Source organism: Agromyces sp. NPDC058136 (genome assembly GCF_042884375.1).
Lineage (GTDB): Bacteria > Actinomycetota > Actinomycetes > Actinomycetales > Microbacteriaceae > Agromyces.
Genome location: NZ_JBHVUA010000003.1, coordinates 486,751 through 506,943, shown reverse-complemented (window position 1 = coordinate 506,943; position 20,193 = coordinate 486,751). Strand labels below are relative to the sequence as shown.

22 protein-coding genes are annotated in these 20,193 nt (G+C 72.5%); 8 read left to right on the top strand and 14 right to left on the bottom strand.

Features of this window, described 5'->3' with window-relative positions; genetic code table 11:
• Positions 1–74 precede the first annotated feature (74 nt).
• Positions 75–608, bottom strand: coding sequence for an adenine phosphoribosyltransferase (locus ACFVTX_RS11855; RefSeq protein WP_386900266.1), 534 nt, complete (start codon positions 606–608; stop codon positions 75–77).
• A 121-nt stretch (positions 609–729) separates the two neighbouring features.
• Here ACFVTX_RS11855 and ACFVTX_RS11850 point away from each other — a divergent pair, with 121 nt between their 5' ends.
• Together ACFVTX_RS11850 and ACFVTX_RS11845 are read left to right on the top strand one after the other, a co-directional pair.
• Positions 730–1,245: a DUF3817 domain-containing protein gene (locus ACFVTX_RS11850; RefSeq protein ID WP_386900264.1), complete on the top strand. Its 516-nt coding sequence runs from the start codon at positions 730–732 to the stop codon at positions 1,243–1,245.
• Between the two features lie 140 nt (positions 1,246–1,385).
• The gene (locus ACFVTX_RS11845) at positions 1,386–2,201 is read left to right on the top strand and encodes a shikimate 5-dehydrogenase (RefSeq protein ID WP_386900262.1); all 816 of its coding nucleotides are present in this window, start codon (positions 1,386–1,388) and stop codon (positions 2,199–2,201) included.
• A gap of 171 nt (positions 2,202–2,372) precedes the next feature.
• Here the strand turns inward: ACFVTX_RS11845 and ACFVTX_RS11840 are convergent, their stop codons facing one another.
• Positions 2,373–3,572 carry an MFS transporter gene (locus ACFVTX_RS11840; protein ID WP_386900260.1) on the bottom strand — a complete coding sequence of 400 codons (1,200 nt, stop codon included), beginning with the start codon at positions 3,570–3,572 and terminating at the stop codon, positions 2,373–2,375.
• A 196-nt stretch (positions 3,573–3,768) separates the two neighbouring features.
• A complete protein-coding gene (locus tag ACFVTX_RS11835; protein WP_386900258.1) occupies positions 3,769–4,272 on the bottom strand; it encodes a hypothetical protein in 504 nt (167 codons plus the stop codon).
• A 207-nt stretch (positions 4,273–4,479) separates the two neighbouring features.
• Between ACFVTX_RS11835 and purL the strand changes: the two genes are divergently transcribed.
• The 4 genes from purL (at position 4,480) to ACFVTX_RS11815 (ending at position 7,882) form a co-directional block, all read left to right on the top strand.
• On the top strand, positions 4,480–6,813 hold the full coding sequence (gene purL, locus ACFVTX_RS11830; RefSeq protein ID WP_386900256.1) for a phosphoribosylformylglycinamidine synthase subunit PurL: 2,334 nt from the start codon (positions 4,480–4,482) through the stop codon (positions 6,811–6,813).
• A 64-nt stretch (positions 6,814–6,877) separates the two neighbouring features.
• Positions 6,878–7,372: an NUDIX domain-containing protein gene (locus tag ACFVTX_RS11825; protein ID WP_386900254.1), complete on the top strand. Its 495-nt coding sequence runs from the start codon at positions 6,878–6,880 to the stop codon at positions 7,370–7,372.
• A 7-nt stretch (positions 7,373–7,379) separates the two neighbouring features.
• Positions 7,380–7,700: a hypothetical protein gene (locus ACFVTX_RS11820; RefSeq protein ID WP_386900252.1), complete on the top strand. Its 321-nt coding sequence runs from the start codon at positions 7,380–7,382 to the stop codon at positions 7,698–7,700.
• Positions 7,697–7,882 (top strand): hypothetical protein, encoded by a 186-nt coding sequence (locus ACFVTX_RS11815; RefSeq protein ID WP_386900251.1) that lies wholly within the window; start codon positions 7,697–7,699, stop codon positions 7,880–7,882. The genes ACFVTX_RS11820 and ACFVTX_RS11815 overlap by 4 nt, the downstream gene beginning before the upstream one ends.
• 18 nt (positions 7,883–7,900) lie before the next feature.
• Here ACFVTX_RS11815 and erm read toward each other — a convergent pair whose 3' ends face one another.
• The 8 genes from erm to ACFVTX_RS11775 all read right to left on the bottom strand — a co-directional run bounded on the left by erm (position 7,901) and on the right by ACFVTX_RS11775 (position 16,466).
• The gene (gene erm / locus ACFVTX_RS11810) at positions 7,901–8,710 is read right to left on the bottom strand and encodes a 23S ribosomal RNA methyltransferase Erm (RefSeq protein WP_386900250.1); all 810 of its coding nucleotides are present in this window, start codon (positions 8,708–8,710) and stop codon (positions 7,901–7,903) included.
• A gap of 279 nt (positions 8,711–8,989) precedes the next feature.
• Positions 8,990–9,529, bottom strand: coding sequence for a hypothetical protein (locus ACFVTX_RS11805; protein ID WP_386900248.1), 540 nt, complete (start codon positions 9,527–9,529; stop codon positions 8,990–8,992).
• Between the two features lie 93 nt (positions 9,530–9,622).
• Positions 9,623–10,789 (bottom strand): alcohol dehydrogenase catalytic domain-containing protein, encoded by a 1,167-nt coding sequence (locus ACFVTX_RS11800; protein ID WP_386900246.1) that lies wholly within the window; start codon positions 10,787–10,789, stop codon positions 9,623–9,625.
• 11 nt (positions 10,790–10,800) lie between these two features.
• A complete protein-coding gene (locus ACFVTX_RS11795; protein ID WP_386900244.1) occupies positions 10,801–11,613 on the bottom strand; it encodes a phosphonatase-like hydrolase in 813 nt (270 codons plus the stop codon).
• Complete coding sequence (locus tag ACFVTX_RS11790; RefSeq protein ID WP_386900242.1) at positions 11,610–12,761, bottom strand: TIGR03364 family FAD-dependent oxidoreductase; 1,152 nt, start codon at positions 12,759–12,761, stop codon at positions 11,610–11,612. Before ACFVTX_RS11790 ends, ACFVTX_RS11795 begins: the two co-directional genes overlap by 4 nt.
• Positions 12,758–14,569 carry a phosphonate ABC transporter, permease protein PhnE gene (gene phnE / locus ACFVTX_RS11785; protein ID WP_386900240.1) on the bottom strand — a complete coding sequence of 604 codons (1,812 nt, stop codon included), beginning with the start codon at positions 14,567–14,569 and terminating at the stop codon, positions 12,758–12,760. The genes ACFVTX_RS11790 and phnE overlap by 4 nt, the downstream gene beginning before the upstream one ends.
• Entirely contained in the window at positions 14,569–15,465 is an 897-nt protein-coding gene (gene phnC, locus ACFVTX_RS11780; RefSeq protein ID WP_386900238.1) for a phosphonate ABC transporter ATP-binding protein, read from the bottom strand. Before phnC ends, phnE begins: the two co-directional genes overlap by 1 nt.
• 68 nt (positions 15,466–15,533) lie before the next feature.
• Entirely contained in the window at positions 15,534–16,466 is a 933-nt protein-coding gene (locus ACFVTX_RS11775; protein WP_386900236.1) for a phosphate/phosphite/phosphonate ABC transporter substrate-binding protein, read from the bottom strand.
• 205 nt (positions 16,467–16,671) lie between these two features.
• On the opposite strand from ACFVTX_RS11775, the gene ACFVTX_RS11770 reads away from it, so the two are divergent.
• Positions 16,672–17,394 carry a GntR family transcriptional regulator gene (locus tag ACFVTX_RS11770; protein ID WP_386900234.1) on the top strand — a complete coding sequence of 241 codons (723 nt, stop codon included), beginning with the start codon at positions 16,672–16,674 and terminating at the stop codon, positions 17,392–17,394.
• Positions 17,391–18,647, top strand: a complete 1,257-nt coding sequence (locus tag ACFVTX_RS11765) for an alpha-D-ribose 1-methylphosphonate 5-triphosphate diphosphatase (protein WP_386900232.1) — start codon at positions 17,391–17,393, stop codon at positions 18,645–18,647. Before ACFVTX_RS11770 ends, ACFVTX_RS11765 begins: the two co-directional genes overlap by 4 nt.
• On the opposite strand, the gene ACFVTX_RS11760 is transcribed toward ACFVTX_RS11765, so the two are convergent.
• Genes ACFVTX_RS11760 through ACFVTX_RS11750 form a run of 3 tightly spaced genes read right to left on the bottom strand, consistent with a single transcriptional unit; the run spans position 18,620 to position 20,105 of the window.
• Positions 18,620–18,847 carry a hypothetical protein gene (locus tag ACFVTX_RS11760; protein WP_386900230.1) on the bottom strand — a complete coding sequence of 76 codons (228 nt, stop codon included), beginning with the start codon at positions 18,845–18,847 and terminating at the stop codon, positions 18,620–18,622. The genes ACFVTX_RS11765 and ACFVTX_RS11760 overlap by 28 nt on opposite strands.
• Positions 18,844–19,776, bottom strand: coding sequence for an SDR family NAD(P)-dependent oxidoreductase (locus ACFVTX_RS11755; RefSeq protein ID WP_386900228.1), 933 nt, complete (start codon positions 19,774–19,776; stop codon positions 18,844–18,846). Before ACFVTX_RS11755 ends, ACFVTX_RS11760 begins: the two co-directional genes overlap by 4 nt.
• Positions 19,773–20,105: a chorismate mutase gene (locus ACFVTX_RS11750; RefSeq protein ID WP_386900227.1), complete on the bottom strand. Its 333-nt coding sequence runs from the start codon at positions 20,103–20,105 to the stop codon at positions 19,773–19,775. The genes ACFVTX_RS11755 and ACFVTX_RS11750 overlap by 4 nt, the downstream gene beginning before the upstream one ends.
• Between the last annotated feature and the right edge of the window lie 88 nt (positions 20,106–20,193).

The window sequence follows — 20,193 nt, the reverse complement described above, 5'->3', positions numbered from 1 at the left end:
ACTCGAGACTGGGTCACCGGGTTTCGAGACGCGTCCGACTCCGTCGGGCGCTCCCCAACCAGCGACGGACGACCTCAGTACTGCAGCAGGCTGTACGTCTCGAGCGACTCGGGCAGGGCGGCACGGCCGCCGAGGCCCTCGAGTTCGATCGCGACCGAGACGCCGGCCACCTGCCAGCCGGCGCGTTCGACGAGACGCGCCGCGGCGCCCACGGTGCCGCCGGTCGCGAGCACGTCGTCGACGACGAGCACGCGGGTGCCGGGCGGCAGTTCGCCCTCGTGCACCTCGAGCGCGGCGGTGCCGTACTCGAGCGCGTACTCCTCGGTCAGCACGGCGCGCGGCAGCTTGCCCGCCTTGCGGATGGGGAGCACGCCGACGCCGGCCGCGACCGAGGCCGCGGCGGCGAGCAGGAAGCCCCGCGCCTCGACCCCCGCGAGCACGTCGAAGCGGCCCGCGAACGGCGCCGTCAGCGACTCGGCGAGCGCGTGGAAGGCCTCGCCGTCGGCGAACACCGGCGTGAGGTCGCGGAAGAGCACCCCGGGCTCGGGGAAGTCGGGGATGACGGCGAGTCTGGACTCGACGAGGGCACGGGTGTCTTGCGGGTTCACCGTGCAAGAGTAGCCCGGGCGGCCGGGCACCGGCTGAGCCGGTTTCCAACCTTCGACGGATGCCACGTGGCATCCGTCTTTGCGAACATGGAAGCATCCCGATGTCTGGAGACACGACCGCATGACCACCTCCCCCGCACCGACCACCTCCGCCGCGTCCGCGACCGACGCCCGCCCGGGCCTCACGCCGAAGCGCCTCTACCGCCTGCTCGCATTCGCCGAGGTCGTCACGTGGACGATCCTCATCACCGCGATGATCCTGAAGTACGCGGCCGGCATCGAGTGGGCGGTGCTCGTCGGCGGGTCGATCCACGGTTTCGTGTTCCTCGCGTACGCGTTCCAGTCGGTGCTCGTCGGCGTGAACCAGCGCTGGAACATCGGCCGCATCGCCTTCGCCGTGCTGACCGCGATCGTGCCCTACGCGACGGTGCCGTTCGACCTGTGGCTCGTCCGCAAGGGCCACCTCGAGGGCGGTTGGCGCTTCGAGGCCACCGACCACCCCGCCGACGGCAACTGGGTGAACCGTCTGCTGCGCTGGTTCCTCGCCCGTCCCCTCCTGCTCACGGTGCTCGCCGTCGTCGGCATCGCCGCGCTCTTCGCAGTGCTGCTCATGATCGGCCCGCCCAAGATCGGCTGATCTCCTCCGCGGGTTGAGGAGCGCCCGACGCAGTCGGACGCGTCTCGAAACCCGGTGACCCCGGACGACAAGGTTTCGAGACGCGTCGCCGCTCCGCGACGGCGCTCCTCAACCACCGAGCGCGGGCGCAGAATAGACGCATGCCCATCCTCAACAAGGACATGCAGCTCTGCATCTCGCTCGCCGGCCGCCCGTCGAACCTCGGCACCCGGTTCCACAACTTCCTGTACGACGAGCTCGGGCTGAACTTCATCTACAAGGCGTTCACGACCGACGACATCGAAGGCGCGGTGCGCGGCATCCGGGCGCTGTCGATCCGCGGATGCTCCGTGTCGATGCCGTTCAAGGAGGCGGTCATCCCGCTCATCGACGTCGTCGAGCCGTCGGCCGCGGCGATCGAGTCGGTCAACACGATCGTGAACGACGGCGGCGTCCTCACGGGCTCGAACACCGACTTCGAGGCGATCGCGCAGCTCATCGCCGACAACGAGCTCGACCCCTCGCTCCGGGTGCTCGTGCGCGGATCGGGCGGCATGGCGAAGGCGGTCGTCGCGGCGTTCCGCGACGCCGGCTTCGACGACGTCACCGTGCTCGCACGTAATGCGTCGCTCGGCCCAGCGCTCGCCGAGCAGTACGGCTATGCGTGGATCGCCGACGACCCCGCGCCGGGTTCGGCCGACATCATCGTGAACGTCACCCCACTCGGCATGCAGGGGGCGGATGCCACGGCGCTCGCCTTCTCGGACGAGCACATCGCGGCGGCATCCGTGGTGTTCGACGTCGTCGCCTTCCCGGCCGAGACGCCGCTCGTCGTCGCCGCGCGCGCCGCGGGCAAGACCGTGATCTCGGGCGCCGAGGTGCACGCGCTGCAGGCGGCGCGGCAGTTCGAGCGCTACACGGGCGCGTCGATCACGCCCGAGCAGATCGCCCGCGCGGCCGCGTTCTCGCGCGGTTGAGGAGCGCCCGACGGACACTCGCTGGTTGAGGAGCGCCCGACGAACACTCGCTGGTTGAGGAGCGCCCGACGAAGTCGGACGCGTCTCGAAACTCCGTGACCCGACCGACGTGGTTTCGAGACGCGTCGCCGCTGCGCGTCGGCGCTCCTCAACCACCGGAATGGGACCCCGTCAGCGCCGCACGCGGTTGACGAGCGCCGTCCACACGAGCGCGATCGTCGCGCACGCGAACAGCGCGACGAGCACCCACGGCAGCGCCGGGAGGCCGATCACGCCGTAGAGCGCGGCACCGAGCAGCGCCCCGCCGCCGATGCCCGTGTTGAACGCGGTCGTGTAGAACGACGCCGCTGCGTCCCGGATCTTCGCCGACGCCGAGTGCAGCAGGCGCGTGTTGAGCATGGTCGGCAGCGCGCCGAAGGCCGTGCCGAACAGCATGAAGCTCGCGATGCCGACCACGGGCACCTGCGGGAACAGCGCGAGCCCGGCCGCACCGAGCGCCGTGCCGACCATCGCGACGACGAGGCCGACCGTCGGTCGACGCCCGAGCACCGCGCCCGCGAGCACGAGGCCCACCGCGCCGGCGATGCCGTAGGCGAGCAGCATCGGGCTGATCGCCCCGGCGGGCAGGCCCATGACGTCGGTCAGGTACGGCGCGACATAGGTGTAGAAGCTGTACATGCCGATCATCGCGGTCGCCGTGATGAGGCACACCACGATGACGGGCACGAAGGTCGGGTCCTTGCGCACGCGCACGGGCGCGGCATCCGCTTCGCCCGCGTGGTGACGAACCGCGGGCAGGAACCGCCACACGAGCACCGCACCCACGAGCGTGAGCACGCCGACCGCGGCGAACGCGAAGCGCCAGCCGAGCGCCTGGCCGAGCGCCGTGCCGAGCGGCACGCCCAGCACGAACGCCGCCGAACCACCGGCGACCGAGATCGAGACGGCGCGCGCGAGCTGCTCCTTCGGCACGAGGTGCCCGGCGTACGCGCCGACGACCGACCAGAACACGCCGTGCGCGGCCCCGCCGAGGATGCGCGTCGCGACCACCATCGGGTAGTTCTGCGCCGCGGCGGTGAGCACGCAGCTGATCGCCAGCACGACGAGCGTGATGACGATGAGGCGGCGACGGCCGACCTTGCGGGTGAGCGCCGCGAGCGGCACCGTCAGCACGACGACGGTCGCGGCGAACACGGTGACGAGGAGACCGATGAGCGGTTCGCCCACGCCGAGCTCGCGGCTCATGTCGGGCAGGAGGCCCGTCGGGAGCATCTCGATCGTGACGGACAGGAAGACGGCCGTGGCGAGCGTGATGAGCCCGAGCCACGGGAACGGCGGCGCAGGGTGCACCGTGGGAATCGACGAAGTCATAGGAGGATCCAGCAGCGGATGGCGTCCCCGCGGAGCGGCGGCGTGCGAGGCTTCGCGAGTGCCGGCGGCGGGTCGACTGCGCGCTGATGTGCGCGCCCAGGGTCGCCGAGAATGCGACGACCGTCAGCCATTCTAGCCGAGGGCCGCCTGCCGGCATGTGGTGGACGGACGCGATCTATGCGGCCCGCGGACGCGATCACCGCACGAGCGAGCTCAGCCAGATGATGAGCAGCCCGAGGCTCGCCGTGACGAGCGAGCTGAGCAGGCGCAGGTGCCAGGGGCTGCCGCGGCGCGCCGAGGCGGCGTAGCCGACCACGGCGAGCACGGCGACCCCGACCCAGAGCGCCGCGTAGTAGGCCACGTACTCGTCGAGCACCCCCACGACGGCCAGCAGCAGGAAGAAGACGGGCAGCACCATCGAGGCGATCAGGCCCGTCGTGTGCCGCATCGAGCGCCGCGCTGCGAAGAGGACGGCCCGGAATCGCGATACGCGATCGCCCTCGCGCGCGAGGATGCCCGAGTAGACGTGTGCGAGCCAGAAGACGCCGACCGAGCCGAGCACGAAGAGCAGCACGTCGAGGTCGGTGTCGTCGTTCCAGCCGACCGCGATGACCGCGCTGACGAGCACGGTGCCGTGAATCGCGTGCTCGGTGCGGTAGGTCGAGAGGACCTTCCGAACCGGCTTCCAAGCGGCATCCATCTCGGCTCCCCTCGGCCAGACGAACGGGATCGGTGTCGCGTGGGACTCTACTCGCGGTGGGCGGGTCTCGATACGCTTCGCTACTCGACCGACGGAGGACCGCACCGACCCGCGGCCTGCTCAGGTGAGCGCGGCCGGTAGACTGCTGGGGTCAGGCATTCGCCCCGCGGCATCCGCCTCGCCGCCGTCTTCTGGAGCTCGCCACTCGTGACCATCAACACCCCCGCAAACATCGCCGCCCCGACGACTGCGGTGCTCGACACCGTCGAGGTCGCGACCGCGACTCCCGAGAAGGAGCAGCCGTACGCCGCCCTGGGCCTGAAGCCCGACGAGTACGAGCGCATCCGCAACATCCTGGGCCGCCGCCCCACGAGCGCCGAGCTCGCGATGTACTCGGTCATGTGGAGCGAGCACTGCTCCTACAAGTCGTCGAAGATCTACCTGAAGCAGTTCGGCAAGAAGGTCACGCCCGACATGAAGAAGCACCTCATGGTCGGCATGGGCGAGAACGCCGGCGTGCTCGACATCGGTGAGGGCTGGGCCGTCACCTTCAAGATCGAGTCGCACAACCACCCCTCGTACATCGAGCCGTTCCAGGGCGCCGCGACCGGCGTCGGCGGCATCGTGCGCGACATCATCTCGATGGGCGCCCGCCCGGTCGCCGTCATGGACGCCCTGCGCTTCGGCGACATCAACCACCCCGACACCGCGCGCGTCGTCCACGGCGTGGTGAGCGGCATCTCGTTCTACGGCAACTGCCTCGGCCTCCCGAACATCGGCGGCGAGACCTGGTTCGACGGCGTCTACCAGGCGAACCCGCTCGTCAACGCCCTCGCGGTCGGCGTGCTCCGCCACGAAGACCTGCACCTCGCGAACGCCAAGGGTGCGGGCAACAAGGTCGTGCTCTTCGGCGCCCGTACGGGCGGCGACGGCATCGGCGGCGCGTCGATCCTCGCGTCCGACACCTTCGCCGAGGGCGGCCCGACCAAGCGCCCCGCGGTGCAGGTCGGCGACCCCTTCGCCGAGAAGGTGCTCATCGAGTGCTGCCTCGAGCTGTTCCAGAACGACCTCGTCGAGGGTATTCAAGACCTCGGCGCGGCCGGCATCTCGTGCGCCACCTCCGAGCTCGCCTCCAACGGCGACGGCGGCATGGCGATCGTCCTCGACGACGTGCTCCTCCGCGACCCCACGCTCACCCCTGAGGAGATCCTCATGTCGGAGAGCCAGGAGCGCATGATGGCGATCGTGAAGCCCGAGAAGCTCGAGGGCTTCCTGAAGGTCGTCGAGAAGTGGGACGTCGAGACGAGCGTGCTCGGCGAGGTCACCGACACCGGCCGCCTCTCGATCATGTGGCACGGCCAGGAGATCGTGAACGTCGACCCGCGCACCGTCGCCGTCGACGGCCCCGTCTACGAGCGCCCCGTCGCCTACCCGACCTGGATCGACGCGCTGCAGGCCGACACGGCCGCGAAGCTCGACCGCCCCGCGACGCCCGAGGAGATCCGCGAGCAGTTCCTGAAGCTCGTCGGCTCGGCGAACCAGGCGGATGCCGCGTGGGTGACGAACCAGTACGACAAGTACGTGCTCGGCAACACCGCCCTCAGCTACCCCGACGACGCCGGAATGGTGCGCGTCGACGAGGAGTCGGGCCTCGGCGTCTCGGTCGCGACCGACGCGAACGGCCGCTACTCGCAGCTCGACCCGAAGCAGGGCGCGAAGCTCGCGCTCGCCGAGGCGTACCGCAACGTCGCCGTGACCGGTGCGAAGCCCATGGGCGTCAGCGACTGCCTGAACTTCGGCTCCCCCGAGAACCCCGAGGTCATGTGGCAGTTCTCCGAGACGGTCGAGGGCCTCAGCGACGGATGCCTCGAGCTCGGCATCCCCGTCACGGGCGGCAACGTCTCGTTCTACAACCAGACCGGTGACGTGCCCATCCACCCGACCCCCGTGATCGCCGTGCTCGGCGTGATCGACGACGTCGCCCGCCGCATCCCCAGCGGCTGGCAGGACGAGGGCCACAACATCTACCTCCTCGGCGACACCGCCCTCGAGCTCGACGGCTCGGCCTGGGCCGGCGTCGTGCACGGTCACCTCGGCGGTCGCCCGCCGGCGGTCGACCTCGCCGCCGAGAAGACCCTCGCCGAGCTGCTCAACGCGGCGGCGATCGAGGGCCTCATCGACTCGGCGCACGACCTCTCGGACGGCGGTCTCGCGATCGCCCTCGCCGAGGCGGTCGGCCGGTTCGGCGTCGGCGCCCGCGTGTTCCTCGGCGAGGTGCTCGCCGACGCCGGGATCGACCTCGCGACCGCCCTGTTCAGCGAGTCGACGGGTCGCGTCATCGTCACGGTCCCCCGCGAGGACGACGTGAAGTTCCGCGGTCTCTGCGAGGGCCGCGGCTACCCGGTCCGCCGCATCGGCGTGACGGATGCCACGTCGGGCACCCTCGAGGTGCAGGACGCGTTCACCGTCTCGATCGACGAGCTCCGCACCGTCAACCGTGCGCCGCTCGCCGACGCCTTCGGGCCGGTCGTCGGGTACTGACCTCGGCGGTCGAGCCGGTCGAGTAGCGAAGCGTATCGAGACCTAGAAGCGTATCGAGGCCCCGATGACCGAACCCGAGCAGTACAGCGACGCGTACGCCTCGACGCACGGCCGGTTCACGGTCGTGCCCGCGGCGTACGTGCTGCTGCGCCGCGGCGACGGGGTGCTGCTGCAGCTGCGCCGCGGCACGGGCTACTACGACGAGCACTGGGCGTTCGGCGCGGCCGGGCACGTCGAGGCGGGCGAGTCGCTGCTCGCGGGCGCTGCGCGCGAAGCGGCCGAGGAGCTCGGCGTCGACGTCGAGCCGGGCGCGCTCGAACTGCTGACGCTCATGCACCGCACCGATGGCACGGGCCGCCCGATCGAGCAGCGTTTCGACGTGTTCTTCTCGGTTCGCGACTGGGCGGGCGAGCCCCGGCTCGTCGAGGCGCAGAAGGCCGCCGCGCTCGAGTGGTTCCCACTCGACGCGCTGCCCGAGCCGGTCGTGCCGCACGAGCTGCGCGTGCTCGAGGGGCTGCGCGACGGCTCGCTCGCACCCGTCACGCCGTTCGGGTTCTGAGTCCGCCATGCCCGCCGACTCCGGCCCGCTCGGCGCCCTCATCGCCTGGGGGCTCCTCGCGTTCGTCGCGGCGCTCGTGGTCGGCATGACCGTGCGGGCCGTGCGCGCCCCGCGCGGTGGCCGGATGCGGGCGGCCTTCGGCCCGCTCGCCGGCGCCGGCGAGGCCTACCAAGAACTGCACACCGGCCAGCGCGGGCTTCAGGACTCGATCATCGAGTCGATCCAGGAGCACGAGCAGGGCGGCCGCACCGAACGCGGCGACGAAGCCGAGTCGGGCGACCGCCCGACCACCACCCACGACCGAGCTCCCGGAGACACCACCTCATGACCGATCTCGCCTTCTACGGCCTCCTCTTCGGCGGCGCACTCGTCCTGTTCGTCGTCATCATCTTCATCGGGGTCGCGATCCGCGCGATCAAGGCCCCTCCCGGCGAGAAGATGCGCCAGGCGTTCCGCCTCCGCCCGCCGGTCGACGATGACGACGACGACGAGCGGCCCATCAAGTTCTGAACCGGGCCGCCGCGCGCCTCAGCGCCGACGCACCTCCCGCCAGAGCGACGCCCAGTCCTCCGCGGAGAGCCGCCCCGGGAGCGCATCGCGTGCGAGACCGCGCTCGGCGAGCCATGAACGCGCGTGCGCGCTGCTCATCGGCCGAGGAGTTCGAGTGAGGATCTGCGCCATCCCGCGCCCACGCCCGCGGAACACCGCCGCCACGAACCCGCAGTAGCCGCGCCGCTCGGCCGTCGCGACGATCGGGGTCGCTCGGCGCTGCACGCCGAACAGGCCGCCGTCGACCGCCGGCACCGGACGGAACGACCGCGCCGGCACGCGCCCGTCGAGCCGGAACTCGAACCAGGGCGCCGCCTGCGCGGTCAACAGGCTCGAGCCGCCGACCCCGCAGCGCCGCCGCGCGACCTCCCATTGCGTGAGCAGCACGGCGTCGGTCCAGCCGGGGCGGTCGAGGAGCGAGCGCAGGATCGCCGTCGTGAGGTGGAACGGGACGTTGCCGACCACGACATGCGGTGCGGTCGGATACCGCCAGCGAAGCGCATCGGCCTGCTCGACGGTGACGCGATCACCGATGCGGCGCCGCAGCGACGCCGCTCGACCGTGATCGAGCTCGAGCGCTGTGAGCGGTCGACCGAGTCGGGCGAGCGGCTCGGTGAGGGCGCCGCCGCCGGCGCCCAGCTCGACGATCGGACCGCTGGTCGTCGCGACGAGGCCGACGAACCGTTCGATCGTGCGCCGATCGACGAGGAAGTTCTGTCCGAGTTCCTCGCGTCCGCCGTGGGAGGTCGTCGAGGAGGGACGGGTGGATGGGTGTTCGCGTGTGCGCAAGAGTCTGCTCCGCTGCCGAAGATGGTCGGCCGGGTACGCGAGATCGCACCGCGGCCATGGTCGTGGCCGAGGCGGAGCGAGACGGTTGATCGGGGTCGCTCCGCCTCAGGCGGTGCGGGGCCGCTCGATCAGCATCATGGCGAATGGACTACTCACGGGGGTCGACGCTAGCAGAACCCGCTCGCTGAGCCGCTCGAGTTGACACAAGCGGTCGTTGTCAGCGTCGCGAAGCGACCACGAGTGCCAACTCGATCGCGATCGAGGCTGTGACAGCGCGGTTCAGGCCCCGCCCGGCGGGTCGACGAGGAGGCCCACCCGGTCGGCGAGGTAGCGGTCGAGCTCGGCGAGGGCGTCGGGCTGGCGCGGGTTCCAGCGCACGAGCACGGCGCCGTCGCGCAGTACGAGCGGGCCGGATGCCGCGGCGCGGGCCAACTCCGCGAGGTCGACCGGCGGCGCGGCGAAGTTCACGGTCTCACCCGGGGCGATGCCGCCCTTCACGGCTGCCGCCTGCCAGGCGCGGTGCTCGGCGACGCTGTCGGCGAGCACGCTGCGGCGGGCGGGGCGCTCGGCTCGCACGACGTGCCCCGTCGAGTGCAGCGAGCCGTCTGCGGCGAGCAGCAGCACGCCGAGCCGCCACACCCGGCCGTGATCGGCCATCCGCGGAGCGCGGGCGATGCCGAGCACCGGCTTCGGATGCACGAGTTCGGCGAGCACCTCGGAACGGGCGCCCGCGGCCGCGAGGCGTGCGGCCGCCGCGTCGAGCGTCTCGCGCAGGCGTTCGATCGCGGCGAGCGGCTCGGGGCCGGTGGCATCCGTCATCGTGCACCTCGCCGGGCGGGTGCGATCACGGAAGCACAGGCGGTCATCCCCCCCATGTTCCCGCGATCGCCCCCGCCGCGGAAATCCCGGCGCTCAGTGCTGCTGGTGGGGCCTCCGCCCCGGCGCGACCCCGACCCGCACGTACTCCCCCGTCGCGGCCTCGGCGAGCGCACCGTCGAGTTCGTCGAGCGCGTGCGTGGTGCCGACGAGCTCGTCGAGCGGCAGCGAACGCCACGACCGTTCGAGGAAGGCCACCGCGCGCGCCAGCTGCGCGGTCGAGTAGTTGTGCACGCCCGTGATCGTGACGAGTCGTCGCACGACGCTCTCGGGATCGAGGGTGATCTCGCCGCCCGGCGACACGCTGCCGACGAGCACCGCGACCCCGCCGACGCCGACCGCGGAGATCGCGGTGCGCACGGCGGGCGCGGCCCCCGAGGCCTCGATCGCGATGAGCAGTTCGGGCAGGCCGCGCGCGGCGAACCCGGCGAGCACCGAGTCGAGGTGCTCGGCGTCGCCGGCGGCCGCGGCCGGGTCCACCGCGTGCGCGCCGAACCGTCGGGCGAGCACCCGCCGCGAGGCATCCGGATCGGAGACGACGACCTCGGCGCCCGCCTCGCGCGCGATCGCGGCGACGCTGAGCCCGATCATGCCGCCGCCCGTGACGAGCAGGGGCACCCCCGCGAGCTGGACGTGGACGGCCGCCGCTTCGAGCGCGGCGACCGCCGTCGCCGTCGCGCACGACGCGGGCGCGGCGACGAGCGCGGGCAGCTGCTCGCTGACCCGCACGATGCCGGTGCCGGCGCGCAGCTGCACGTGGGTCGCGAACCCGCCCGAGAGCTCCCACCCGCGGTGCACCCGCTCGTGGCCGTACTTCGCGAGCGTGCGGCACTTCTGCGCGAGGCCTCGGCGGCATCGGTCGCACTCGCCGCAGCTGACGGCGACCGTCCAGACGACGCGGTCGCCGAGCTCGAGCGGGCTGCCGTCGGCGCGCACCGCCCCCTCGCCGACCGCGACGACCCGGCCGACCTGCTCGTGGCCGAGCACGAGGGGGGCGGGCGCGGAGCGGTGGCCCTGCACGGTGTGCACGTCGGAACCGCACACGGTCGCGAGCTCGACCTCGACGAGCGCCTCGCCCGCCGAGAGATGCACGCCGGGTGCCGCGAGCGCCTCGTGCGCACGCCCGGGTTCGTACCAGACCATCGCCACGGGGGCGGGCCTGAGAATCAGGTCGGGGCCGGCGACTCGCACCACGGTGTGCATCGCAGCTCCCTTCACTCGCCGTGCAGGCCGAGCAGGCCGGGCAGATCGGCGATGCTCTCGAGGACGGCGTCGGCGCCGGCCGCCTCGAGCGCGTCGCGGTCGTGCGCGCCGGTCAGCACGCCGACGACGAGCCCGGCGCCCGCGGCGACGCCCGACTCGATGTCGCTCACGGTGTCGCCGACGACGACCATCGCCTCGACCGCGTTCGTCTCGGTGCGGAGCAGCGCGGTGAGCGGCAGGTCGGGGTACGGGCGTCCGCGGCCGGCGTCGGCGGGCGAGAGCGCGAGGTCGGCGAGGCCGTGCCAGTCGAGGGCGTCGAGAATGGCGTCGCGGGTCACGGGGGCGAAACCGGTCGTGAGCACGACGGATGCCCCGGCCTCGCGCAGGCGCTCGATGACGCGTGCGGCGCCCGGGATCTCGGCGACGCCCTCGGCGGCGACGAGTTCGGCGTAGGCGCCCTCGAACTCGGCGTTCGCGTGCTGCGCGGCCTCCTCGTCGCCGTTCGCGAGCACCCGGAAGACCGAGATCTTCGACTGCCCCATCGTCTCGCGCACGTAGTCGAGGGCCTCGGCGAAGTCGTCGCCCGAGGCGATCCCGCTGCGCTCGGCGGCGAGCGCGAAGGCACGCTCGACGACCCCGTCGTCGGCCACGGTCGTGCCAGCCATGTCGAGCACGATCAGCTCGATCTCGCCCTCCTCCTCGACGTCATCGGGGTCGGCGAGCTCCGCGAACTCGTCGAGCTCGGCGAGTTCGTCGGCGGAGAGTTCGGTGTCGTCGGCGGTGCGCGCCTCGGCACGTTCGGTCGCGGTGGTGTCGATGGTCATGATCGGCCCTTCTCGGTGGTGGTCTTCGGTGAGGCGAGTGCGCGGCCCACGACGTGCTCGGCGAGGCCGAGGCCGCACGTCATGCCGATTCCGGTCGTCGCGGCGGCGAGATGCACGCCCGGCAGGGGCTCCTCGTCGAGGAACTCCGCGGGGGCGCTCGCGTAGACGCCCTGCCAGCGCTCGATGACGCGGGGGGCGGGGATGCCGAAGAACGAGCGGGTCACCTCGAGCAGCGCCTCGAAGGCGGTCTCGCTCTGGAACGGCGCGACCGTCTCGCCCCGGTAATGGGTGTCACCGACGATGAGCGAGCCGTCGGGCAGCTGCGTGTACATCTGGTTGAGGTCGAGCGCCGCGAGATCGGGGCGCTCGGCGTGCAGGCGCTCGCGGAGGCGCCGGGCCGCGCCGGTCGCCGCGAAGGCGCCGTAGCGCACGAGCGACCAGCCGGTGAGCACCGGGGCGTCGAGCGGTGCTCGCAGCTCGACGTCGACGCGCAGCATGTCGAGCCCGCAGCGCACGATGCCGCGCGCCTCGGCGATCTCTGGGAAGAGCAGGTCGACGTCGTGGTTCACCGCGACGACGACCGTGCCGGCGTCGATCGGGCCGCGGCTCGTCTCGACGCGACCGGTCCCGACCCGGCCGACGGCGGTGCGGCGGCGGAACTCGACCCCCTCGCGTTCGAGATGGGCGGCGATCGCGGCGAGCGCCTGGCGCGGGTTCGCCTGCAGGTCGCGCGGCAGGAACGCCCCGCCCGCCGCCGTACCGGGGGCGAGCGGGATGCGCGCCTCGGCCTCGCGCGCGTCGAGGAGGACGACCTCGTCGGCACCGCGCAGCGCCGCCAGCTCGGCGAGCACCGCCGCCTCGTCGTCGGCGCGGGCGGCGACGAGCGTGCCCGACTCGCGCAGCCAGACCCCGGCGTCGCGGGCGAGTCCGAGCCAGATCTCGCGCGAGACGAGTGCATGCTCGCGGGCGACACCGTGCTGCGGCGTGAAGCAGAGGTGGCCGAAGTTGCGGATCGACGCCCCACTCGGCTCGCTGCCCCGCTCGATCACGACGACGCGCTGCCCCCGGCGGTGCGCCGCGAGGGCGGCCCCGAGGCCGACGAGCCCCGAGCCGACGACGGCGACGTCGAATCCGGTGCGCGCGCTCATCGGAACACCCGCCGCATCCACATCGCGAGGCCCTCGACGACGAGCACCGTCACGAGGATCATGAGCACGATCGCGGTCACGACCTGGTAGTTCGAGCCCTGGCCGGCGTTGAGCAGGTAGTAGCCGATGCCGCCGCCGCCCACGATGCCGAGGATCGTCGCCGCCCGGATGTTCGTGTCGAGCAGGTAGAAGCTGTGGCCGATGAGGGCGCGCATGCCCTGCGGCAGCGTCGCCGAGGCGTACACCTGGGTGCGGCTCGCACCGGTGGCGCGCAGCGCCCGCTCGGGGCCGGGCGCGACCTCTTCGAAGGAGTCGGCGATGAGCTTGCCCGCGAGGCCGATGCCGCCGAACGCGAGCGCCAGGGTGCCGGCCTGCGAGCCGAGGCCCGTGATGACGATGAGCACGATCGCGAGGATCACCTCGGGGATGCCGCGGATCACGACGAGCAGCAGTCGCATCGAGGTGCGCACGGTGCCGTTCGGGGCGACGTTGCGCGCCGCGAGCGAACCGACGAGCACCGAGACGACGATCGCGAGCAGGGTCGCGGCGAGCGCGATCCCGATCGTCTGCCCCATGGCGCCGAACATCGTCTCGGCGTCGTAGTTGCCGAAGTTCGGCGGCCAGAACTGCACCGCGATCGCGGGCACCTTCGCCCAGAAGGTCACGAGGTCGCCCCACTGGATGTTGCAGATCAGCACGCTGCCGACGACCACGGCGAACGCGACCCAGCCCCACACGGTGTTGCGGACGCGCACCGCGTCCCACGGGCGGCGGAGCGCGGCGTCGAGGTCGCCGCCGACCGCTGGTCGAGGAGCCCCCGCGGGAGGCGTCTCGAGACCGGGTTGCGAGGTCTCGAGACGGTCGCGTGCGCTCCCTGCTCGACCGGCAGAGGTGCTCGCCGCTCGTCGGGCGGAGGCCCGCCGCGCGAGCCGCGCGCCGAGGCTGCGCCCGGTCGGCGCGACCCCGAGCATCGCGCCGCGCACGACGCTCGAGACGATCTCCATGGCGATGCAGAGGGCGAACATGACGATCGCGATGCCGAGCCCGAGCGAGTAGTTCAGCGACTTGAAGGCGAACGACATCTCCATGCCGAGGCCGACGACGCCGACGTAGCCGAGCACGACCGAGCCGCGCAGGTTGATGTCGTTGCGGTGCAGCACGGTTGCGACCCACGAGGGCAGCACCTGCGGAAGGATCCCGCTCGTGAACTCCTGCCACTTCGAGCCGCCTGCGGCGCGGATCGCGAGCCTCGGCCCCTCGTCGATCTGCTCGATCGCGTCGGCGAAGAGCTTCGAGATCATGCCGATCGAGTGGATGCCGATGGCGAGGATGCCGGGCAGCGAGCCGAGCGAGAACATGAGCACGAACACCATGGCGAGCACGACGTCGGGGATTGCCCGGGTCAGCACCGTGACGAATCGGCCGAACGCCTGCCAGCCCCGCCCCGGCGTCGTGTTCGACGCGGCGAGGTAGGCGACGGGCACCGAGATCGCGGCGGCGAGCAGGGTTCCGCAGAGCACGAGCCCGACGGTGAGCCCGGTCAGGTAGAGCAGCTGCGCCGGTTCGGGGAAGGTGATGGGGCCGACGCGGGCGAAGAAGCGCTCGGCGTTGCCCCAGCTGTCGATCATGCTCGGGATGGAGATGCCCGAGTCGGCGAGCGCGACGATCGCGGCGACGACGATCGCGACGAGGGTGAGCGACGCGGCGATCCGCTCGGGCGAGACGCGGCGCTTCGGCGCGCGCTCGGCGATCGAGCGCGGGTCGGATGCCACGGCGGGGCGCCGTGGCGGTGCGGCGAGCGTCGACATCAGCGAGTCCGGCTCTCGCCGGCGACGGCGAGCGGCGACGTCTCGGCGTGCGGGGCCGGCGCCGTGGCATCCGACGCCGTGATCTCGTCGACGAGTTCGCGTTCGATGGCTTCGAGTTCGGCCGTGGCCGTGGCGACGCGGCCGTAGATCTCCATGACCTCGGCCTTCGACAGCCCCTCGGCGGGGGTGTCGAGCACGACCTCGCCGTGGCGGAGCCCGACGATGCGGTCGCCCCACGAGAGGGCGAGGTCGACCTGGTGGAGGCTGCAGACGACGGTGAGGCCGGCGTCCATCGCGATCTCGCGGATGAGCGCCATGACCTGCTCGCTCGACTCGGGGTCGAGGGAGGCGACGGGTTCGTCGGCGAGGAGGATCTCGGGGTCCTGCATGAGGGCTCGGGCGATGGCGACGCGCTGCTGCTGGCCGCCCGAGAGGGTGTCGGCGCGCTGGTAGGCGCGGTCGAGGAGGCCGACCCGGTCGAGGTGGCCGAGGGCGGCGAGCTTGAGGCGCTTCGGGTAGCTCCAGAGCCCGAGGCGCGGGCCGCGGAGCTCGGCGAGCGCACCGGTGAGCACGTTCTCGAGCACCGTGAGCGAGGGCACGAGCTCGAACTGCTGGAACACGAAGCCGATGCGGCTGCGCAGGGCCCGGAGGCGCCGCCCCGTGAGGCGCGGCACCTCCTGGCCGAGCACGCGCACGGATCCGGACGTCGGGGTCTCGAGGCCGTCGAGGTGCCGCAGCAGGGTCGACTTGCCCGAGCCCGAGAGGCCGAGCAGCACGACGATCTCCCCGCGGTCGACGCGCAGTGCGGCATCCCGCAGTGCGACCGTCGTCCCGTACTCCTTGGTGAGCCCGTCGACGTCGATGACGACGTCGGCTGCTGCGGGGGTCTCGTTCATGCTGGCGCTCGTTTCCATCTGTGGGCCTCGTGTCCGTTCCGGGTCCGTTCGCGTTCAGTGCCGGGCGATCAGCCCTGGCACTGCTCCGCTTCGGTCTTCGCGCAGATGTCGCGGATGGTGTCGTAGTACTCGTCGTCGACCGGCACCGTCGCGTAGAACACGCTGCGGAAGCCGTCGCTGTCGGCCGACTCGATGCCCGACTCGATCATCTGGTCGATCGTGACCTCGCCGAGGATCTCGGTGAGCTGCGCCTTGAGCTCCTCGGGGAGGGTGTCGGAGACGACGATCGGGGCACCCGGCACCATGGTCTCGGCGACGATCTCGACCTTGTCGCTCTTCGCGACCTCGCTGTCCTCGGCGAAGCCGGCCTCGCACTCGACGCCCTCACCGGTCTTCGTGACCGAGACGTCGTGCTTGCCCGCGAAGACGGGGGTGACGTCGGTCTTCGGGTCGATGTCCTCGTTCAGGAGGTTGTAGCTCGGGAACAGGTAGCCCGAGGTCGACGACGGGTCGACGAAGCAGACCTTCTTGCCCCTGAAGCCGGCGAGGTCGGTGATGTCCGAGCCCTTCGGAACGATCGCCTGCGAGTAGTAGCCGGGCTCCTGGCCCTCTTCGGTGACGATCGACGAGATCGGGGTGATCGCCGCGCCGTTGTTCGTGGCGGTGACGTAGGTGAAGCCCGAGAAGCTCGCGACGTCGATCTTGCCGGCGACGGCGGCCTCGATGAGGGCGGCGTAGTCGGTCGACTCGTGGTACTCGACCGTCTTGCCGGTCTCGGCGGCGATGTAGTCCATGAGCGGCTGGTAGTTCGTCTCGGTGTCGACCGAGTCGGGCACGACGCCGAAGACGAGGGTGTTCTCGTCGACCGCGAACTTCGCCTCGCCCGACGCCGCGGCGTCGCCCGAACCCTCGGTCGCGCTGGCCGACGAGCACGCCGCGAGTCCGGCGGTGAGAAGGGCCGCTGCTGCGAGGGCGGTCCAGCTCTTGGTGGTGAGTCGCATCGGAAACCTTTCGTGAAGGCTGCGCCCGGGGCGGGCGCAGGCTGTGTGTTCCGAAGCGTCACGGTACGAAGCGGTGCTCAACGCCGTGGGGCGTCGCGGTTACGGGCAGGTGAACCGCATACGACCGCTCGGCGGAGTTGTCCGGAGAGGTGCCTGCCGACGGCCGCTTCACCCGCCGTTCACCCGTGCGCGCGACACTCCTGCGGTGGCCGAGACGAGGTATCGCGAGATCGCGGAGACGCTCGCCGCCGAGGTCGCCGCCGTTCCGCCCGGGACGAAGATCGCCGGGGAGCACGAGATCGCCGCGCGGTTCGGCGTCGGCCGGGCCGCTGCGCGGGCCGCCATGCAGGAGCTCGCGCGACGGCTGCTCGTGCGACGGGTGCGCGGCGGCGGCACGTACGCCGCGAAGCGCATCGACTACGTGATCTCGTCGAACCGCACCCCGTCCTGGAGCAGCACCGTGCGGGCGGCCGGTTCGGTGCCGCACACCGTGGTGCGATCGTGCGACGCGATGGCGATGCCCGCCGCGGTCGCCGAACGGCTCGGCGCCGCCGAGGGCGCCGCGGGGTTCCGGCTGCGCCGACGATCGTTCACGGACGGGCTGCCCGCGTCGTGGGGCGACGAGTGGGTGCCGCTCGCGGTGCTGCCCGACCTGCCGACCGCGATCCGCCACGAGGGATCGCTCACCGAGATCCTGCGGCAGATGGCGAACGCCTCGCCCGAGCGGGCCTCCTCCCGGGCGAGCATCGAGATCGCCTCCGACGAGGTGGCGACCGAGCTCGACTGCACCACGGGCGACCCGGTGTGGCTCGTCGAGAGCGTCAACCGCGACGCCGCGACCGGGCGGCTCCTCTGCTTCACGCAGCGGTGGATCCGCGCCGACGCGATCCGCGTCGTGTTCGAGCTCGGCGCGGCGGAGGCGGGGTGAGCGCGGGCGCGGTTCGGGCGGTGCCGTCGGCGGGATGGCCCGCCGCCTCGACGCCCGAGGACTACGTGCTCGGCCACGTGCGCGCGGTGCTGCCTCACCGCGTCCTCGACGATGCCCGCATCGTCGTGCGGAACGGCGTCATCGAGGAAGTCGGCCCGCACCCCCGCGGCTCGGGGTGCGACCTCGACGGTCGCGGGGCGAGCTGCGTGCCCGGGCTCGTCGACGTGCACAGCGACGTGCTCGCCCGCGAACTGCACCCGCGGCCGGGCGCCGCGATGCCCATCGGCTTCGCACTCGCGACGGCCGGGTCTCGGCTGCGGGCGTCGGGGGTGACGACGGCGCTCCACGGCGTCGCGTTCCAGGCGATGAGCCCCGTCGGGCTGCCGATCGGATCGCCCGCCGCGACGGAGGTCGTCGCGGCGCTCGATGCGGCGCCCGATGAGGCGGCCGGTGCGGCCCGCGATGCGGCGCCCGGTGCGACCGGCGTGCTGCACCGGGTCGACGTGCGGTGCCCCGACGGGCTCGCCGCGCTCCAGGAGCGCATCGCCCGCGAACGGGCGGCCGGTCGCGTCCCCGTCGTCTCGCACGAGGATCACACGCCCGGGCAGGGCCAGTACGCCGACCCGGCGACGATGCGGCGCTGGCTCGTCACCGGCGAAGGCATGACCGAAACGGATGCCGCGGCCCACGTCGAGGCGCTGCGGCGCTCGCGCGACGAACGGCTCGGGGTGCGCGACGCGGCCCTCGCCCGGCTCGGCGAGCTCGCCGCAGGCGGTGACATCCGGCTCTTCGGGCACGACCCGGCGACCGAACGCGACATCGACGAGCTCGCCGACCGCGGCGGCGCCGTCGCCGAGTTCCCGACGACCGTCGAGGCCGCACTCCGCGCGCGCGAGCGCGGGCTCGACGTCGTCGCGGGCGCGCCGAACGCGCTGCGCGGCGGCTCGCACGCGGGCAACGTCTCAGCGGCCGAACTCGTCGCGCTGGGGCTCGTCGACGCGCTCGCCTCCGACTACCTGCCCGGTTCGCAGCTCGCCGCCGCCGTGCGACTCGCGCGCGGCGGCGCCTGCACGCTGCCGGCCGCGATCGGGCTCGTGACCTCGGGGCCCGCCGCGGCGATCGGGCTCGACGACCGGGGCGCGATCGCGCCCGGGCTGCGCGCCGACCTCGTCGTCGCCGACCTCGACGGCGAGTGGCCGCACGTGCACGCCGTGCTCACGGCGGCTCAGCGCCGCAGCCGCCACGGGCCGTAGCCGGCGCCCAACCCGATCAGGATGATGCCCGCGAACAACCAGCCGTAGCGCGCCGAGACGACGCCGATGAGGGCGAGCAGCACGCCGAGGCCGACGACGACGCGCGCGATGACGAGCCGGACCCGGGGCCGCGCGAAGAAGCCTCTGCGCTGCGCAGGCTCCTCCGACGACGGCCGCTCCGCCCCGGCGCCGCCGCTCACGATCCGACGGAGAACGTCGTGCCGGTCGCCTGCTCGGCGAACGCCCACACCCGGGCCGCGATGGCGGGGTCGGTCGAGGTGCGGGTCGGGGTCTGCAGGGTCGGGTCGCCCTTCGTCGAGAACCGCGGACCCCAGAACTGCCCGCCCGTCGCCTCGGGTGCGGTGAGGGCGTGCAACGTGATCTCGGCGCCGCGGTGCTTGCCCTGCGCCCACGCCGCCTGCAGCGCATCGGCGAAGCGATCGCCCGGGCCTGGTTCGTTGACGCCCGGCACCCTCGGGGTGCGTCCGCTGATCGAGTAGCCGGGGTGCGCGACGAGGCTCGCGACGCCGAGGCCTGCGGCCCGCAGTCGGCGGTCGAGCTCGAAGGCGATCACCTGCGACGCGATCTTCGACTGCGCGTACGCCCGCCAGAAGTCGTAGCCGCGTTCGAGCTGCAGGTCGTCGACGCGGAACGTCGACAGCCGGCTCGACAGCGAACCGAGCGAGACGATGCGCGCCCCGTCGGTGAGGTGCGGGAGCAGTTCGGCGAAGAGGGCGAAGTGGCCGAGCACGTTCGTCGCGAGCACGAGCTCGTTGCCGTCGGGCGAGGTCGCGCGGGCGCCGGGGGTGTGCACCATTCCGGCGTTCGCGACGATGCCGTCGAAGCGGTCGCGGTGCAGCAGCCGTTTCGCGCCGGCCCGCACCGAGGCGAGCGAGGCCTGGTCGATCACGATCGGTTCGATGGATGCCTCGGGGCGGGCCCCGCGGATCGCGGCGAGCGCCGCCTCGAGCCGCTCGGGGCTGCGCCCGGCGAGCACGACATGGGCGCCGGCCCCGGCGAGGCGGGCCGCGGTGAAGAAGCCGAGGCCCGCGTTCGCGCCGGTCACGAGGTACCGCCTGCCCGCGAGCGACGGGAGTTCGAGCGGGTACCAGCCCCGGCGGGCGCTCACAGCTCGCCGGCGGTGCCGCCGCCGTTCGCGAGCTCCTCGTGGTGCTGGATCACCTCGGCGACGACGAAGTTGAACCACTTCTCGGCGAACGCGGGGTCGAGGTGCGCGTCGATCGCGAGCGCCCGCAGGCGGGCGATCTGGCGCTGCTCGCGACCGGGATCCGCCGGCGGCAGCCCGTGCTTCGCCTTCAGCCGGCCCACCTGCTGGGTGAACTTGAACCGCTCGGCGAGGAGGTGGATGAGCGCGGCGTCGATGTTGTCGATGCTCGAGCGGATGCCGAGCAGCTCGCTCATCGCTGCGTCGCGTTCGTCGATGGGCCCTTCAGTCATGCTCCGAGCGTACCCGGGTGCCCGGCCCGCTGCTTCTGCAGGAAATCAGTCGCCATGGTCAGCTGGCAGCGCATCTCGCGTCAATTCT

Bases quoted from the DNA above. Each gene is read 5' to 3' on its own strand.
- ACFVTX_RS11850 (WP_386900264.1), top strand. From the start codon at position 730: ATGACCACCTCCCCCGCACCGACCACCTCCGCCGCGTCCGCGACCGAC.
- ACFVTX_RS11845 (WP_386900262.1), top strand. From the start codon at position 1,386: ATGCCCATCCTCAACAAGGACATGCAGCTCTGCATCTCGCTCGCCGGC.
- ACFVTX_RS11840 (WP_386900260.1), bottom strand. From the start codon at position 3,572: ATGACTTCGTCGATTCCCACGGTGCACCCTGCGCCGCCGTTCCCGTGG.
- ACFVTX_RS11835 (WP_386900258.1), bottom strand. From the start codon at position 4,272: ATGGATGCCGCTTGGAAGCCGGTTCGGAAGGTCCTCTCGACCTACCGC.
- ACFVTX_RS11825 (WP_386900254.1), top strand. From the start codon at position 6,878: ATGACCGAACCCGAGCAGTACAGCGACGCGTACGCCTCGACGCACGGC.
- ACFVTX_RS11820 (WP_386900252.1), top strand. From the start codon at position 7,380: ATGCCCGCCGACTCCGGCCCGCTCGGCGCCCTCATCGCCTGGGGGCTC.
- ACFVTX_RS11815 (WP_386900251.1), top strand. From the start codon at position 7,697: ATGACCGATCTCGCCTTCTACGGCCTCCTCTTCGGCGGCGCACTCGTC.
- ACFVTX_RS11805 (WP_386900248.1), bottom strand. From the start codon at position 9,529: ATGACGGATGCCACCGGCCCCGAGCCGCTCGCCGCGATCGAACGCCTG.
- ACFVTX_RS11800 (WP_386900246.1), bottom strand. From the start codon at position 10,789: ATGCACACCGTGGTGCGAGTCGCCGGCCCCGACCTGATTCTCAGGCCC.
- ACFVTX_RS11795 (WP_386900244.1), bottom strand. From the start codon at position 11,613: ATGACCATCGACACCACCGCGACCGAACGTGCCGAGGCGCGCACCGCC.
- ACFVTX_RS11790 (WP_386900242.1), bottom strand. From the start codon at position 12,761: ATGAGCGCGCGCACCGGATTCGACGTCGCCGTCGTCGGCTCGGGGCTC.
- phnE (WP_386900240.1), bottom strand. From the start codon at position 14,569: ATGTCGACGCTCGCCGCACCGCCACGGCGCCCCGCCGTGGCATCCGAC.
- phnC (WP_386900238.1), bottom strand. From the start codon at position 15,465: ATGAACGAGACCCCCGCAGCAGCCGACGTCGTCATCGACGTCGACGGG.
- ACFVTX_RS11775 (WP_386900236.1), bottom strand. From the start codon at position 16,466: ATGCGACTCACCACCAAGAGCTGGACCGCCCTCGCAGCAGCGGCCCTT.
- ACFVTX_RS11750 (WP_386900227.1), bottom strand. From the start codon at position 20,105: ATGACTGAAGGGCCCATCGACGAACGCGACGCAGCGATGAGCGAGCTG.